Below are 15,201 nucleotides of genomic sequence, written 5' to 3'. Positions count from 1 at the left end.
TCGATGGGACACGTGCCATTCGGTGTCCTTGGGCGCGCGCCGCGAGGTATCCTCGTCCGATCGGTGCGGCGGTGTGGCGGGCGCTGGGCCAAAGCCAGCGAGGTGATCCCAACAGGTCCGGTACCAGCCAGCCGGCCAGCCTTTGCCGGCGCCGGGGTCACCGACGAGCAGTAGAGCCCGGTCGGAGGCCAGGGTGACGATGCTACCCTCGACGAATCGCTTCAGCTCGGCGATGGCGTCTTCGACCGGGACACGTTTGTGGCGATTGGTGTTTCCGTTCGGCTTCCCACTGGGCCTGCATGGTTGCTGCTTCCGGCCGGCGATTCGCCCTGTCAGTCCCTGTCAGTCCCTGTCGGCCCCACGATTGGTCCTGACCTAGCCCGCGATGAGGTCAGACAGGAAACGCGCCACAACCTGAGGGACGACCTTGCAGTCGAGGAACAGTGTTCCCGGGCATCCCCTGGCCAGCCAGGTGCGAACGATCCAAAGGTCGGCGATCCTCCGTACGGTGACGGCGGTGGCACCCAGCGACCGGGCGATACCGGCGAAGTCGGTGTCGCCGAAGGCCGCGGTACGAAGGTCGGCACCCTTGGGTCCGTACATGTGGACCTCGAAACCATAGGCCGCGTCGTCATACACGACGACGAGCGCGGATGCCCCAGTTCGGACGAGCGTTTCCAGTTCGGGCAGGCCCATCAGGGCGCCGCCGTCGCCGAGCGCGGCGACGGTCAGCCGGTCAGGGCGGCCCACGGCCGCACCGACCGCCCCCGCGAATCCCAGCCCGATGGTTTGGAACGCGGCACCCATGAATACCATCGCGGAAGGCTCCGGGACCGGCAGGTACCGTGACGGCCATTCGATGAAGTGACCCCCGTCCAGGACGACGGTACGTTCCTGCGGCAACACGCCGGCGAGCGCTGCGGTCAGCGTCCGTGGGTCGATCCGACTGTCGGTTCCCGCGTCGTCGTAGCTCTCGTGCTCCCAACCTGCGCGAGCGATGGCGTCAGCCAGCTCGTCGCGCCACGTCGATGGGGGCAGCCCACGTGCGTTCACCGCGTTGAGCAGTGCTTCTGCGGCGGCGGATGCGTCGGCAGTGACGGAGAGGCTGACCCGGTCGATGGCGCGGTCATCCGCCAGGTCGATCTGGGCGAGCACTGCGTCCGGGTGCAGTAGCTTGTCGTGGTGAAGGGTGAACGCGTCGAGGCTGGCACCGAATGCGATCACCAGGTCGGCGCTACCGATGATCGCTGCCGCACGCGGTGCTGCGAATCCCCCGAAAACGCCGAGCGACCAGCGGCTGCCGGCAAAAAGGCCACTGGCCATGGTGGTGGTCGCGTAGAGCGCCCCGATTCGTTCGCCCAACTCGACGAGGACCTTGCCGGCACCGCTGCGCCAGGCACCCAAACCGGCGAGCAGCAACGGACAACGCGCCTTGGCGAGGGCGTCGAGAACGGCGTCGAGGTCAGCGGGGACCACGGGCACCACGCTGGACGCCGCGGGATAGATGACCGGCGCCTGCCCGGATACCTCAGCCGAGACCATGTCGTTGGGTACGCACAACACGACGGGCCGAGACGTCGTTCGTGCGAGGTCGAGTGCGTCCACGGTCGTCCGGAGTGCGGTCGCGCGATCCGCGGTCCGAAGCACTGGTGCCGGAATCGATCCGACGAACGCCGGTTGGTCGATGTCGTGTGAGCGTAGGCCGAGCGACGGCGCGTCACCGCAGATCACCAGGGCGCCGCTGCCGTGCTTGGTCGCCTCGGTGAGAGCGGTTGCGATGTTGGTCAACCCGGGGCCGTGTGACGTGGTGCAGATCGCGACTTGTCCGGTGGTCCGGTGGTAGGCGTCGGCCATCGCCATCGCCCCTCCCTCGTGGCGGGCGGGCACGTACGAGATGCCCGCGCCGGTGAGCCCCGCGGTGAGCAGGATGTTCCCACCACCGACCACACCGAAGGCATGGCGGACACCGAGGTCCGCCAGCGTCCGGCCAACCGCCGTCGCCAGTACCGCCATCGCCGCCCTCCTCTTCCGTCGTCGCCTATCCGCTGCCGTAGTCAGGCCAGCTCGAAGATGACCTCACCTACGGTCATCTCGATCCGGTTGGTGCGGACCAGGTGCCAACCGCCTTCTTCGAAGACCCCTTCCCACTCGGCGATGGTGGGGAGGGTGATATCCATCAGGTCGTGGCCCAGTTCGAACCCGAGAACGAAGATCGGCAGATCGGTGTCCGCGACTCCTTCCACGCGGGTAGCGTCGCCGAGGAGTAAACGGCGTGCCGCCGGGAAGCACTCTCGTAGCCGGCGCAGGGTCGCCACACACCGATCTTTCGGCCAGAAGTCGTGGCCCATCATGAAGCAGGTCACCAGGTCGACATCGGCGAATTCGGGGCGCGGCTGCAAGTCGAGGACGTCCGCCTCGAGGAACGTGGTCCGCTTGGCTAGGCCAGCCGTCGCGGCGTCGAGACGGGCGTTTTCTAGCGCCGGCCGAGCGATGTCGACGCCGATACCGCGGGCGGACGGGTACCGGTTGAGCACGTCGATCACTCGGCCGCCGCTGCCACACCCGAGGTCCGCCACGACCCCGACGTCGTACCCCAACCGCGCGATGGCGGCCCAGAACGTGCTGTCGTAACACAGCTCGTTGATCTCGCGGCACGCGTATGCGATGGCTGCGGAGTCACGCTGGTAGTACGCGCCGACCCGGTTGCGCTTGATCAAGGAATGCGGCATTTGCCGGAAGATTTCCGCGCTGCCCCGGACCAGCCAGTGGAAAAAGGATTTCGTCCGGTACGTCTCGTCGAAATTCGAGGAAACCCTGACTACCGTTCCCTCTCGCTCGACCACTTCGACGGCCGCCAACGCGCGGGACAAACCCACCATCGACGCCGCGTCGAGCCCGTGCGCGGCCGCGAACTCGACGGCGTTCACCTCCTTGGTGGTCTTGAGCTCATCGAGCATGCCGATCTCCCACGCGGCGGCGATCGCCCAAGCGCCGACGGCGGAATTGAAGATGGAAGTCACCCGCCGGTCGGCGCCGTCGACCGTGCCACCGTTCGAGGCGGTGTCTCCCTCCTGCGCCCTGGCCGAGTGTTCCATGGTCATCCTCCTCTTTCGGTGATCAGCCCTGCACCTCATCCTGAACAGGAGAGTCGGCCCGAGCATCTCCACAAATGCGCTCACCAGCATGCGCGAGCTCCAGCGCATCCCACGGGTCGGCGCGGGATATCAGATCCGCATTCTTCGAGAAGGTGGCGCACCCTTCTGCTCGACAATGATCCAGTACCCGCCTTCGGCGCTACCGGCCACCACAAACCCCCTCGGGAGACGCATCGGGCCGTCCCCGGTCGGCTGGCGTCGGAGTCGCGGTACACCAGGAGTGACATCGATTGAGGATGTGGGGAGTGGCCTTATGGCGACAGGTGTCTGGCTGGTCGGCGCGCGGGGTTCGGTCGCGGTGACGAGCATCGTCGGAGCCGTGGCGTTGCGCTCCGGTCTCGCCGAACCCACCGGATGCGTGCTGGAGCTGCCGCAGTTGCGGACGACGGCTGTGCCCGCGCTCGACGACCTCACCTTCGGCGGTCACGACGTAGCCACGACGCCGCTGGCAAAAAGGGCGGAGGCGCTGGCCAGCACCGGTGTGCTGCCGGGGCCGGTCGTCTCGGCCGTCGCGGAGGACATCGCCGCCGTCGAGCGGGAACTGCGTCCCACCCCGCCGGTGGGGCCCCAACGCCTGGCCGCCGACGCCATAGCCCAGGACATTCGCAGTTTCGGTGAACGGCACGGGCTTGAGCGCGTAGTCGTGGTGAACCTCTCATCCACCGAGGCGGCACCGCAACCGCATCCCGCCCATGCCAACATCGACGCCCTGCGGGACGCCATGGACAGCCCACACCCCGTGCTGCCGCCCAGCTCGCTGTACGCGTACGCCGCCTTTCACGCCGGCTGCTCCTATGTCGATTTCACTCCTTCAACCGGAGCGCGGCTGCCGGCGCTGGAAGAACTAGCCCAGCGAAACTCGGTGCCGTATGCCGGGCACGACGGCAAGACCGGCGAAACCCTGGTCAAGTCGGTGTTGGCACCGATGTTCGCGATGCGTCATCTGTGGGTACGCACCTGGTCCGGGACGAACCTGCTCGGCGGCGGCGACGGCGCGAACCTGGCCAGGCCCGGGGCAAACGCCGCGAAGGCCGGCAGTAAACAGCGGGTGCTGGCCGAGACACTGGGGTACGAACCGCAGGGCGGTACCCGGATCGAGTACGTCGACGACATGGGTGACTTCAAGACCGCATGGGACCTGGTCACCTTCACCGGCTTCCTCGGCGTGGCGATGCGGATGGAGTTCACCTGGCACGGCTGTGACTCGGCGCTCGCCGCGCCACTCGTTCTCGACCTGGCCCGGTTGACGTCGGCCGCACACGCCATCGGGCGTACGGGGCCGCTGGCCGAGCTGGGATTCTTCTTCAAGGACCCACTCGGTGATGGGCCGCACGCGCTCGCCGACCAGTGGGCAGCGCTCGTCGGTTTCGTGCGGGGACTCGGCGATGCCTAGCCTGCGTGCCCTCGCCGAACTGGTACGGGCGCCCGCCGCACTGACCGTACCGGGTGACGCGGTGACAGGCGCGGCGGCCGCCGGCGTATTGAGTTGGCGCACCGCCGGTCTGGCGAGCGCTTCCGTCCTCCTCTACTGGGCTGGGATGGCGGGCAACGACTGGGCCGACCGGGCAACCGACGCGCTCGAAAGACCCGAGCGGCCGATCCCGTCCGGGCGGGTCTCCGCGCGCTACGCCGCCGGCGTCGCCGCCACTCTCACCGGGGCCGGCGTTGTGGCCGCCGCCGCGGCCGGCGGAAGACGCGCCCTGCGCGTCGCGCTTCCGCTCATGGGGACGGTCTGGACGTACAACCTGTGCGCCAAGAACGGCCCCACGGGACCAGGAGTGATGGCCACCTGCCGAGGACTCGACGTGTTGCTCGGGGCAGTCAACGGGCGCATACGGGATGCGCTGCCGGCTGCGCTGACGGTCGCCGCGCACACCTACACCGTCACCGTGCTGTCTCGCTGTGAGATCACCGGCGCCCGGCCGACGCTGCCGGCGACAACCCTCGCCGGCACGGCAATGGTCGCCGCCCTCACTGCTGGACGTCGCCGCGCGGCACCTGCCGCGCTTGCCGCCTGGTACGCGGCTCGGTACGGATCCGCCCAGGGACGGGCCGCGGCAGACCCATCAGCCTTGCGGATCCGCACCGCCGTCGGTGCGGGCATCACCACTCTGCCAACCCTGCAGGGGGCGCTTACCGCTCGTTGTGGGCGACCCGCCGTGGGTCTCGCCGTCGCCGCGAGTGCGCCGCTCGCGAGCCGCCTCGCGAAAAAGGTCGCGTTGACATGAACACGTCGCGTTCTGGGGCGCTACGGGGACCCGCATCCGCATCAGGCGCCGCTGGCCTGAGATTCGGCTACGGGACCAACGGCCTCGCCGACCATCGGCTGGTCGATGCCTTACGTATCGTCGCTGACCTCGGATATGTCGGCGTCGCGCTCACCCTCGACCACGCCCACCTCGACCCGTTCGCCGTCGGCGCGGCAAGGAAAGTCGCCGCCGTCGCTCGGTTGCTTGACCAACTGGGCCTCTCGCTGGTCGTGGAGACCGGCGCCCGTTATCTACTCGACCCGTGGCACAAGCACGCACCCACCCTCCTCGACGAGGGCTCCGCGGCACGACTGGAGTACCTGCGCCGCGCGGTGGCGATCGGGTCGGACCTCGGCGCGGAGGCGGTGTCGTTCTGGGCCGGGGTGCGCCCGACGGGTGTCGCGCCGGCAACTGCCTGGAACCGCCTGACCGCCGGCTGTGCCCGGGTAGTCGAGTGGGCGCAGACGGCCGGTGTGCCGCTGGGCTTCGAACCGGAACCCCGCATGCTCGTCGAGGATGTCGCTGGCTGGCGCCGACTGCACGACGCGCTGGGCCGTCCACCAGGATTCGGGATTACCCTCGATATTGGTCACTGTCGCTGCCTCGAGTCCGCGTCCGTACCTGAGTGCGTCGCTGCCGTCGCCGGACATCTGGTCAACGTGCAGATCGATGACATGCGACGCGGAGTGCACGAACATCTGCCGTTCGGTACCGGCGAGATCGACTTCCCGCCCGTGCTGGGGGCCTTGGTCGAGGCCGGCTACCAGGGTCTGGTGGCGGTGGAGCTGCCACGACATTCACATGCGGCGCCGACCGTGGCGGCTGAGTCGATTGCGTTTCTGCGCGCCGCTGAGAAGGCCGCGTCGGTTAGGGAGACTGATGATCATATTGGATGAACTCCGCGCAGCGGTGTCCGGCGTGCCCGACCAGGGTTGGCTGTGTGACGCGGTCGCGGCGGTCGCGGTGAACCCGGCCGGGATCGAGCGCCGGTTCGCCGAAGCGGCTCGGCGCTGCGGACGGACGGCGTTGCCCGACGCCCCGGGCTGGAACGCCGACGAGGCCGCACGGGCGCTACTGCTGGCCGCGCTCCCCGCCGCCCGGGTTGCCACCTGTGCACAGGATCTGTACTGGCATGGTGACGCTGCGGAGAAGCGGGCCGTGCTGAAGGCGCTGGCGCTGCTGGGAATCGGTGACGAGTGCGTCCCGCTGCTGCACGACGCGATCCGCAGTAACGACCCACGGCTGGTGGCCGCCGCGCTCGGCCCGTGCGCCCGACGGCTGGACCAGGCGATGTGGCGGCAGGCGGTACTCAAATGCGTGTTCATGGCGGTCCCACTAAACCAGGTTGACGGGCTGGCAAGCCGGGCCGACTCCGAGCTCGGCGGAATGCTGGCCGGCCTGGCCGAGGAGCGTGCGGCTGCCGGCCGGACAGTGCCCGCCGACGCGCTAGACCTGATTGCGTCGATCAGAACGTCCATCCATTAGGAGGCGTGTGATGCGAATCTTCGACCCACATGTTCACATGACCTCGCGCACCACTGACGACTACGTGCGGATGTCGGCCGCAGGAGTGCGCGCCGTGGTCGAGCCGGCGTTCTGGCTCGGACAGCCGCGCACCAGTGTCGGTTCATTCGTCGACTACTTCGACTCGTTGGTCGGCTGGGAGCCGTACCGGGCAAGCCAGTTCGGCGTTCGCCACCACGCCACGATCGCGCTGAACCCGAAGGAGGCAAACGATCCGCGCTGCCTCGGCGTCCTCGAGATGCTACCGCGCTATCTCGACAAGGACGGCGTCGTCGCCGTCGGCGAGATCGGCTTCGATTCGATGACGGTCGAGGAGGACACGGCGTTTGAAGCACAGCTCGATCTCGCCGTCAGGTACGGCCTGCCCGCGTTGGTGCACACGCCGCACCGGGACAAGGCCCGTGGCATTCGGCGCAGCCTTGCCGTCGTCTCCTCTGCCGGGATCGATCCCGGTCGGGTGGTGATCGATCACCTCAATGAGGTGACGGTCGGACTGGTTCGAGACACCGGCTGTTGGCTCGGTTTTTCCATCTACCCGGAAACCAAGATGTCACCACCGCGAATGGTGGAGCTGATCAGGAAGTACGGCACCGAACGCGTTCTGATCAACTCGGCGGCCGACTGGGGCCGTTCCGACCCGCTGCTCACCAGGGCCACCGGCGAGGCGATGCGCAACGCCGGCTTCGGGGACGACGACGTCGACCGGGTGCTGTGGCGCAACCCGGTTGAGTTCTACGGACAGTCCGGACGGCTGGGCGCGTCTGATGCCGGCAGCGCCGGCCCGACCTTCGCGGGCAACTCGATCCAGCGAGGTGGTAGCTGATGAGGCTGCGCTACGCCGATGGGCGACTCGCGCACCTGAGCTACTGCACCAACGTGCACCCCGCGGAAGACCTCGATGGCATCATCGCCCAGTGCGACGCGTACGCAGTCGCCGTCCGCGAACAACTCGGCAGTGAGGTGCTCGGCCTGGGGCTTTGGCTGGCCGCGCCGGTCGCCGCCGAACTTGCCGCCGACCCGACGCGGCGCAAGCGGCTGCGCCGAGAACTGGACGTGCGGGGACTTGAAGTCGTGACCCTCAACGGCTTCCCGTATCAGGCGTTCCAGGCGCCGGTCGTCAAGCATGCGGTCTACCAACCGGACTGGACAACCGGTGATCGGCTCAACTACACGGTGAACCTGGCGACCATTCTCGTTGACCTGTTGCCCGACGACGCCGTCCGTGGCTCCATCTCCACGTTGCCGCTGGCCTGGCGTGAGCCGTGGAACGCCATCCGGGCACGGCGGTCCCGGCGGATGCTGGACCTGCTCGCGGCCGAACTGGCGCGTTTGCACGCCAGAACCGGGCGCACGGTGAGGGTCGGGTTCGAACCAGAACCGGGCTGCGTCGTAGAGACCACCTCCCAGGCAGTGGACTTGTTGTCCGGTATCGACACGCGGTGGCTGGGGCTGTGCCTTGATCTCGCACATCTCGCCTGCGCCTGGGAGAACCCGGAGACGGCACTGGCCGCGCTGCGTATCGCCGGGTTGCCCGTGGTTAAGGTGCAGATCTCCGCCGCTCTCGCCGCGGACGCTCCCGCCGCGGACGCCGAGCTGATCCGCCGCTACGTCGAGCCACGCTTCCTGCACCAAACCCGAAACCGCTTCGGCGAGGGTGCCGACGACCTGGACGAGGCACTCCAGGAGGGTCTGCGTGGGCCGTGGCGGGTGCACTATCACGTACCGCTGCACGCCGCGCCCACCGTGCCCCTCAGGACGACCGTTCCGGTGCTGCGTGACACGCTTCGCGCCCTGCTGGTGGGTGGCGACGGCTGTGACCATTTCGACGTCGAGACGTACACGTGGGGTGTTCTGCCCATCGAGCACCGGCCGAACACGCCGGCGCGGCTCGCCACCGGTATAGCGGCGGAACTTGCCTTCGCCCGGGGCGAACTCACTGCTTTCGGTCTATCGGATGTGGAGTAACGATGAACCGCCTGCTCGTCCTGGACGTGGTCGGCCTCACCCCGCGACTGCTCGCCCACATGCCGCGACTGGCCAGCGTCGGCGCCCGTGGCTGTCGGGCGGAACTCGGCACGGTGTTGCCCGCCGTGACATGTACCGTGCAGTCGACCTTTCTCACTGGTGAGTTGCCCGCAGTGCACGGGATCGTGGGCAACGGGTGGTACTTCCGGGAGTTGGGTGAAGTGCTGCTGTGGCGGCAACACAACGCCCTCGTCGGCGGCGAAAAGGTCTGGCAGGCCGCACGGAGACGCTGGCCCGGCTACACGGTCGCGAACATCTGCTGGTGGTACGCGATGGGCGCGGACGTGGACTGGACCGTCACCCCCCGTCCGGTCTACCACGCCGACGGGCGCAAGGAGCCAGACTGCTACACCGACCCACCGCAGCTGCGCGACACGCTCACAACCCGGCTTGGGACTTTTCCACTCTTCAGCTTCTGGGGACCTGGCGCCGCGATCAGGTCCTCGCGGTGGATAGCGCGGGCCGCCGAGCACATCGTTGCCGCTCACGACCCGGACCTCAGCCTTGTCTACCTGCCCCACCTCGACTATGACTTGCAGCGGTACGGCCCATCGGACCCGCGTGCCGTACTGGCCGCGGCCGAACTCGATCGCGTCATCGCACCACTGTTGGACATCGCGGAGAACCGTGGCACGACCGTGGTCGCCCTGTCCGAGTACGGCATCACCGACGTGTCCCATCCGGTCGACATCAACCGCGCGCTGCGCGCCGAAGGACTTCTGCGCGTCCACAAGCAGGCGGGCATGGAGTACCTCGACCCGTGGACGTCACGGGCCTTCGCGGTCGCGGATCACCAGGTTGCCCATGTGTACGTCAGGGATCCCGCCGACGCCCCCGCCGTTGCCAAGTTCTGTGCCGCCCTGCCGGGTGTCGCGGCCGTCCTCGACGACACCGGCAAGGCAGCGCACGGACTCGGACACTCACGCTCTGGTGAACTGGTTCTGGTCGCCGAGCCGAAGTCCTGGTTCACGTACTACTACTGGTTGGACGACGCTGCGGCACCAGACTTCGCCCGGCTTGTCGAAATCCATCGAAAACCCGGCTACGACCCTGCCGAGTTGCTTTTCGACCCAGCTTCCCCGGCGGCGGCGAAACGTCGTGCGGTCACCGCGTTGCTGCGTAAGAAGGCCGGGCTGCGTTACCTGATGAACGTCGTTGGACTCGATGCCGGAGCCCGGTCGATACGTGGCTCGCACGGGCGTCTGCCTACCGATTCCCGCGACGCGCCCGTGCTGCTGTGTTCGGATTCGTCGGTGGCACGAGACAGATATTCCGCCGCCGAAGTGAAGAATCTGCTGCTGCGGCTCGCCCAGGGATACTAACTGGATCTTCCACCTGTGCGTCGTGGCCTCGGCTATTCGAATTTCTTGTTCAAGATGATGTTGTTCGACTTGTTTCTGGTAGCGGCGGTGACGATGCGGAGATCGTCACTGGCGGTGAGGTTCCCCGGGGATGCGGGTACCGGGTCAGGTCTATCCGATTTTCGACCTGTCTCACATTCGGTGGTGGCGGAGTGTGCTCTCCTCCGAGGAGAATGCGGTGGCGGAGCAGGGTGAAGCCGGCTCGTCCGTGCATCTGGCGTGCGGTCCCTCCTCGGTGCTGACGCCCTCGGTGGGGCCGTTACTGCGGGGAAGCGTGCGCGTGGCATCCGCGGCGTCACGGTCTCGCACCAGCCTCCGGGGCACGGCGGGTAGGTGGGGGCTGCACCCGCAGACGGAGCACCACCCGTCGCCCGTCGACCGGCACGTCGGTCACGGTCCGCAGGTGAAATCCGTGTTCCCCGCCCCGACGTCCCGCATACCGGACCGACCTCGGTTTCCGGCAGAGCCCGCACCGATCCGCTCGCCCTCGTCGGGCACATCCTCTATGACCAGCGGAGAAAGGCCTGAGAACACGTCCGGCGCAAGCGCTAGCGGATCATCATGGCCAGGGTGAACCCTCGCTCATGTCGGCATCCTTTACGCGAGTGTCAACGACCCTTACGACTCCGTCCCCACCGAATGCGAGACGGGGCCTTTCGCCTGACAGCCTCGTGGTAGGACGGGCCGTGCTCATCGAGGGGTGTGGCGTGCCGTCACCGTCCACACCGCGGCTCGGCCGCACGTCCGACGGCAGTGGTTCCACCGATCTCGGCGCCCGCACAAGCCCATGATCATCCAGTGTCCTGAGTCCACGTCGCATGCGCCGTCAGACCCGGCATGTTACGCGGCTAATCGATGATTGCCGTAGTAGAGTATGCGGCGGCGCCCAACGTATCTGGCGCTGATTTCGTAATTGACCATGATCCACCCGACTATGTCGAGGAGAACGCGGTGAGAAATGTCGTCCTGTACATGCAGTCGACCCTCAACGGAATGGCTGTGGGTCCCGACGAGGAGATGGATTGGCTCACCGTCAACGACCAGACGTGGGAGCTCGTCGGCGGCCTGCAGGAGCGGTGTGGCACGGCGCTGGTCGGTCGAGTCACCTACGAGGAGTTCGTTGGCTTCTGGCCGGCGGCAGCGGACGGCCCGGGCAACCCGCCCGGCATGGTGAGTCACGCCCGTTGGCTTGCCGACACGGAGAAGGTTGTCGTCTCCCGGACGCTGGACAAGGTCGAATGGCAGAACTCCAGGCTGCTCGGGGACGACTTCGCCGGTGAGATCGCCAGGATGAAGAAGGAAACCGGCAAGGACATGCTGCTGCTCGGCGGCGTGGGTCTGGTGCGTTCGATGTCCGAGCATGACCTCATCGACGAGTACTGGCTCCTGGTCAACCCCGCGACGATCAGTAGTGGACGGTCGGCCCTCGCTTCTCGCCGGAACATGCGCCTGCTCGAGGCGAAGCCGTTCGAGTCCGGTGTGGTTGCGCTGCACTACGCGCGATCGTGAGCCGCGCCGCAGCGGGCCAGCCAGCCAGTCGGACTGGCCCGCCGCGGCATCGCCGTGCACGTGAATCGTGGGTGCTGCCGCGGTCGCCAACGTCGCTTGTGCCGGCATGGTCGGCATGCCCTGAATGCTGCGCGGGTCCGGCGTCGCAACCGCGAAGACGTCTACATTCCTGAAGATCTATAGGCTCCTCCGTTGAGATGCGGCCGGATCGGCCGGCTGCCGTGCGTCTTGGAGGTTGCCATGTCCGATGCCGTGATCGTGGCCGACGGGCTCGACTTCCCTACCAGCATCGCGTTCGATGATCGAGGGCGGGTTTACGTCGCTGAGTCCGGCCTGCCCTTCGGGGGTGCCGCCCCGGGAGGCCGGATCCGCCGGATCGACCCGTATGCCGATCCATCGTCAACCTCAGTCGTGGCGAACGGCCTCGCGGCTCCGGTCACCGGCTTGAGCTGGCACGACGACATTCTCTACGTTTCCGAGGGAGGCGCTGGCCGGATCAGCCGGATCGACACCGACGCCGCTGGGGTGGATCCGTCCCGCGCCGCTCACCCACTGATCGAGGGGATGCCGGGACCCGGCAATTACCACACCAACATGGCGGTGGTCGGACCGGACCGGAAGCTCTACTTCAGCCAGGGCGCGATGACGAACCTCGGTGTCATCGGCCTCGACGCCTATGAGCTGGGCTGGTTGCGGCGCCTGCCCCACGCGCACGACGTGCCGGGCATCGACATCGCCCTCACGGGCCTGAACGTCACGACACCCGATCCGTTTTCCAACACGCCGGGCGCCACTCGCGTGACCGGTAGCTTCGTGCCCTTCGGCACGTCCACCGAGGAGCGGCAGCGAATTCCGGCCGGTCTGCCGTGCACGGCTGCCGTCATGCGATGCGACCTCGACGGTTCGAATCTGGAACTGGTGGCCTGGGGACTACGCAACGCGTTCGGGCTCGGTTTCCTGCCCGACGGCCGGCTGCTCGCCGTCGACCAGGGGCCCGACGACCGGGGTAGCCGCCCGATCGGTGACGCGCCGGACCTGCTCTTCGAGGTACGTCCCGGTCGCTGGTACGGGTGGCCGGACTACGTCGGCGGCGTGCCGGTCACCGATCCACGCTTCGAGCCGGTACGCGGCCCACAGCCGACCTTCCTACTGACCAGCCACGAGACGCTCCCCGACCCCGAGCAGCCGCTGTTCGCCTTCACCCCGCACGCCGCCGCGACGAAGTTCGCCGCAGTCCCGGCGGCGTGCGGGCAATCCAACGTGTTTGCCGGCCGTCTGGTGGTCACTCTCTTCGGCGACGAGACGCCGATGACCGCTCCACATGGTCATCCGCAGGTTGGCCGTGGTTTGCAGCTCATCGATCCCGCTGACTGGTCTGCTGCTGGGTTCAAGGGTGGGCCAGACCTCGCCAGGCCCATCGACGTCAAGTTCGCGCCGGACACCGGAGACATGTTCCTGCTGGACTTCGGGCGGTTCGAGATGTCCGACGAAGGCGTACAGGCCCAGACCGGCACCGGCCGGTTGTGGCGGTGGGGCGACTGGCAGGACGCCGTCACCGCATTCTAGGCGTACCTCCCGGGCTGCGCTGGACGGCCCAGCGCAGCCCGGGACGGACCGGTCAGCTGGGGGATGACCCGGCGACCGGTTCTGCCGGGCGTTCGGCGCTCGGCGCCGAGCCGCCGTCGGTGTTCCCGTCGGAGCCCTCCTCGTCCCCCATCGGGGGTACGTGCCGTAGCTGGATCATGATGAACAGCGCGGCGATCACCAACACGACTGCGCTGACGCCGGAGAACACGTTCAGGCCGTCCGAGAACGCCTGTCGGGCGGCCGCCACCAGCGCCGAGCCGACCTCAGCCGGCAGGTCGGCGGCTACGGCGACTGCGGTGGCAGCGTTCTCCTCCGCTGCTCGGGCCACGGTCGCCGGCACCTCGGCCGGTATCTCACCGGTCAGTTCTTGTCGGTAGATCACCGCACCAACACTGCCCAAGACCGCGACGCCGAGGGCGGCACCGGCCTCGTTCGAGGTCTGCACGAGCGACCCCGCAGAACCGGCTTTCTCCGGCGGTGCCGCACCGACGACGAGATTGGTACCGAGTGCCAGCAACGGTCCGTCGCACGCGCCGATCACGGCGAACCCGATGATGAGCTCCACCGGACTCGACGCCGCGCTGATCTGGGTGAACCAGGCGAACGTGGCGACCACACCGAGGAGCCCGATTCCGATCAGGTATGCCGGGCGGAACCGGCGGCCGAGGATCGGCGAGACCATAGCGCTGATCGTCGCCGCCGCCATGCCGGGCAGGAGCGCCAGTGCCGACTCCAGTGGTGTCATGCCGGCCACCGACTGGAAGAACTGGGTTATGTACAGCATCGACGTGGCGCCGACCATCCCGTAGAGGAGTAGTCCGACGAGCATCGTGCTGAACGACTTGCTGCGGAACATCGTCAAGTCCATCAGCGGGTCGGCGAGCGACCGCTGGCGACGTACGAACATGACGCCCAGCGTGATGCCGAGCAGCCCGACGATGACGGGCGCGACCTCGAAGCCGTTGCGCGAGACTTCCTTCAAGCCATAGATGAAGGCGAGCACCGCGGCCAGCGACAGCCCGGCGCTGGCGAAGTCGAGTCGACCCCCATCCGGCGCCTTGAACTCCGGCACGAGCATGGGAGCGAGGATCAGCAGCAGCACCATCACCGGCACGCCGAGGAGGAACACCGAGCCCCACCAGAAGTACTGCAGCACGAGGCCGCCGGCGAGCGGGCCGAGGATGGCACCGAGCGTGAAGGACCCGGCCCACATGCCGATCGCCGTGCCCATCTGCCTGGGGTTCGGGAACATGTTGCTGATCAGCGCCAGGGTGGACGGCGCGAGCGTCGCGCCGGCGATGCCTAGCACCGCCCTCGACACGATCAGCATTTCGGGACTGCTCGACCAGGCCGACACCAGTGAGGCGACGGCGAAGAAGGCCGCGCCGATCAATAGCAGCCTGCGGCGGCCGATCCGGTCGCCCAGGCTGCCCATGGTGATGAGGAACCCACCGACCATGAAGCCGTAGATGTCGAGGATCCACAGCTGTTCGACGCTCGTAGGGCGAAGGTCGGCGCTGAGGTGTGGCAGTGCCAGCAGCAACACGAACATGTCAAACGTGATCATGAGGGTCGCCAGGGAGAGGACCGCGAGGCCGGCCCACTCCCGGCGCCCGGCCCGTGGTGGTGTTGCGGTGTCCGTCATCTCGTACGATCCCCTTCGTCGATCTTCAGTGTGTATGCCCTACCAACACGACGAACGGTGTGGCCGGAATTCGACAACTGGCGACTCGACCGACTGCCGGGTAACAGTCGCTCCGTTCGTGTCGCGGCGATCGCGCATCTTCGGAG

General features: G+C 67.6%; 12 protein-coding genes and 1 pseudogene. 9 read left to right on the top strand and 4 right to left on the bottom strand.

What is annotated here, in order from left to right; all coding sequences use genetic code 11:
• Positions 1-375: 375 nt before the first annotated feature.
• Both QTQ03_RS08770 and QTQ03_RS08765 read right to left on the bottom strand, forming a co-directional pair.
• Complete coding sequence (locus QTQ03_RS08770) at positions 376-2,013, bottom strand: thiamine pyrophosphate-binding protein (RefSeq protein WP_289277548.1); 1,638 nt, start codon at positions 2,011-2,013, stop codon at positions 376-378.
• A gap of 41 nt (positions 2,014-2,054) precedes the next feature.
• Positions 2,055-3,095 (bottom strand): class I SAM-dependent methyltransferase, encoded by a 1,041-nt coding sequence (locus QTQ03_RS08765; RefSeq protein ID WP_289277547.1) that lies wholly within the window; start codon positions 3,093-3,095, stop codon positions 2,055-2,057.
• A 313-nt stretch (positions 3,096-3,408) separates the two neighbouring features.
• Here QTQ03_RS08765 and QTQ03_RS08760 point away from each other — a divergent pair, with 313 nt between their 5' ends.
• From QTQ03_RS08760 to QTQ03_RS08730, 7 genes are read left to right on the top strand one after another with little or no spacing between them, the layout of a single operon-like run.
• Positions 3,409-4,548: an inositol-3-phosphate synthase gene (locus QTQ03_RS08760; protein WP_289277546.1), complete on the top strand. Its 1,140-nt coding sequence runs from the start codon at positions 3,409-3,411 to the stop codon at positions 4,546-4,548.
• Positions 4,541-5,383: an SCO3242 family prenyltransferase gene (locus tag QTQ03_RS08755; protein ID WP_289277545.1), complete on the top strand. Its 843-nt coding sequence runs from the start codon at positions 4,541-4,543 to the stop codon at positions 5,381-5,383. The genes QTQ03_RS08760 and QTQ03_RS08755 overlap by 8 nt, the downstream gene beginning before the upstream one ends.
• Complete coding sequence (locus tag QTQ03_RS08750; RefSeq protein ID WP_289277544.1) at positions 5,380-6,300, top strand: sugar phosphate isomerase/epimerase family protein; 921 nt, start codon at positions 5,380-5,382, stop codon at positions 6,298-6,300. Before QTQ03_RS08755 ends, QTQ03_RS08750 begins: the two co-directional genes overlap by 4 nt.
• Complete coding sequence (locus QTQ03_RS08745) at positions 6,287-6,889, top strand: EboA domain-containing protein (protein WP_289280738.1); 603 nt, start codon at positions 6,287-6,289, stop codon at positions 6,887-6,889. Before QTQ03_RS08750 ends, QTQ03_RS08745 begins: the two co-directional genes overlap by 14 nt.
• A gap of 10 nt (positions 6,890-6,899) precedes the next feature.
• Positions 6,900-7,751 (top strand): TatD family hydrolase, encoded by an 852-nt coding sequence (locus QTQ03_RS08740; RefSeq protein WP_289277543.1) that lies wholly within the window; start codon positions 6,900-6,902, stop codon positions 7,749-7,751.
• Positions 7,751-8,893, top strand: coding sequence for a metabolite traffic protein EboE (gene eboE, locus QTQ03_RS08735; protein ID WP_289277542.1), 1,143 nt, complete (start codon positions 7,751-7,753; stop codon positions 8,891-8,893). Before QTQ03_RS08740 ends, eboE begins: the two co-directional genes overlap by 1 nt.
• A gap of 2 nt (positions 8,894-8,895) precedes the next feature.
• Positions 8,896-10,275, top strand: a complete 1,380-nt coding sequence (locus tag QTQ03_RS08730) for an alkaline phosphatase family protein (RefSeq protein WP_289277541.1) — start codon at positions 8,896-8,898, stop codon at positions 10,273-10,275.
• Between the two features lie 202 nt (positions 10,276-10,477).
• Here the strand turns inward: QTQ03_RS08730 and QTQ03_RS08725 are convergent.
• Positions 10,478-10,653: pseudogene (locus QTQ03_RS08725) on the bottom strand (ISL3 family transposase); the annotation flags it as partial.
• A 516-nt stretch (positions 10,654-11,169) separates the two neighbouring features.
• Here QTQ03_RS08725 and QTQ03_RS08720 point away from each other — a divergent pair.
• Together QTQ03_RS08720 and QTQ03_RS08715 are read left to right on the top strand one after the other, a co-directional pair.
• Positions 11,170-11,823: a dihydrofolate reductase family protein gene (locus tag QTQ03_RS08720; RefSeq protein ID WP_289277540.1), complete on the top strand. Its 654-nt coding sequence runs from the start codon at positions 11,170-11,172 to the stop codon at positions 11,821-11,823.
• Between the two features lie 240 nt (positions 11,824-12,063).
• Entirely contained in the window at positions 12,064-13,389 is a 1,326-nt protein-coding gene (locus tag QTQ03_RS08715) for a PQQ-dependent sugar dehydrogenase (RefSeq protein WP_289277539.1), read from the top strand.
• A gap of 52 nt (positions 13,390-13,441) precedes the next feature.
• Here the strand turns inward: QTQ03_RS08715 and QTQ03_RS08710 are convergent, their stop codons facing one another.
• Complete coding sequence (locus tag QTQ03_RS08710) at positions 13,442-15,055, bottom strand: MFS transporter (protein WP_289277538.1); 1,614 nt, start codon at positions 15,053-15,055, stop codon at positions 13,442-13,444.
• Positions 15,056-15,201: the final 146 nt, after the last annotated feature.

It is taken from the genome of Micromonospora sp. WMMA1363 (assembly GCF_030345795.1).
Lineage (GTDB): Bacteria > Actinomycetota > Actinomycetes > Mycobacteriales > Micromonosporaceae > Micromonospora.
Note: the sequence above shows the minus strand (reverse complement) of the source record. Positions and strands in the feature narration are given on the sequence as shown.

Bases quoted from the DNA above. Each gene is read 5' to 3' on its own strand.
- QTQ03_RS08770 (WP_289277548.1), bottom strand. From the start codon at position 2,013: ATGGCGGTACTGGCGACGGCGGTTGGCCGGACGCTGGCGGACCTCGGT.
- QTQ03_RS08765 (WP_289277547.1), bottom strand. From the start codon at position 3,095: ATGGAACACTCGGCCAGGGCGCAGGAGGGAGACACCGCCTCGAACGGT.
- QTQ03_RS08760 (WP_289277546.1), top strand. From the start codon at position 3,409: ATGGCGACAGGTGTCTGGCTGGTCGGCGCGCGGGGTTCGGTCGCGGTG.
- QTQ03_RS08755 (WP_289277545.1), top strand. From the start codon at position 4,541: ATGCCTAGCCTGCGTGCCCTCGCCGAACTGGTACGGGCGCCCGCCGCA.
- QTQ03_RS08750 (WP_289277544.1), top strand. From the start codon at position 5,380: ATGAACACGTCGCGTTCTGGGGCGCTACGGGGACCCGCATCCGCATCA.
- QTQ03_RS08740 (WP_289277543.1), top strand. From the start codon at position 6,900: ATGCGAATCTTCGACCCACATGTTCACATGACCTCGCGCACCACTGAC.
- eboE (WP_289277542.1), top strand. From the start codon at position 7,751: ATGAGGCTGCGCTACGCCGATGGGCGACTCGCGCACCTGAGCTACTGC.
- QTQ03_RS08730 (WP_289277541.1), top strand. From the start codon at position 8,896: ATGAACCGCCTGCTCGTCCTGGACGTGGTCGGCCTCACCCCGCGACTG.
- QTQ03_RS08720 (WP_289277540.1), top strand. From the start codon at position 11,170: ATGATTGCCGTAGTAGAGTATGCGGCGGCGCCCAACGTATCTGGCGCT.
- QTQ03_RS08715 (WP_289277539.1), top strand. From the start codon at position 12,064: ATGTCCGATGCCGTGATCGTGGCCGACGGGCTCGACTTCCCTACCAGC.
- QTQ03_RS08710 (WP_289277538.1), bottom strand. From the start codon at position 15,055: ATGACGGACACCGCAACACCACCACGGGCCGGGCGCCGGGAGTGGGCC.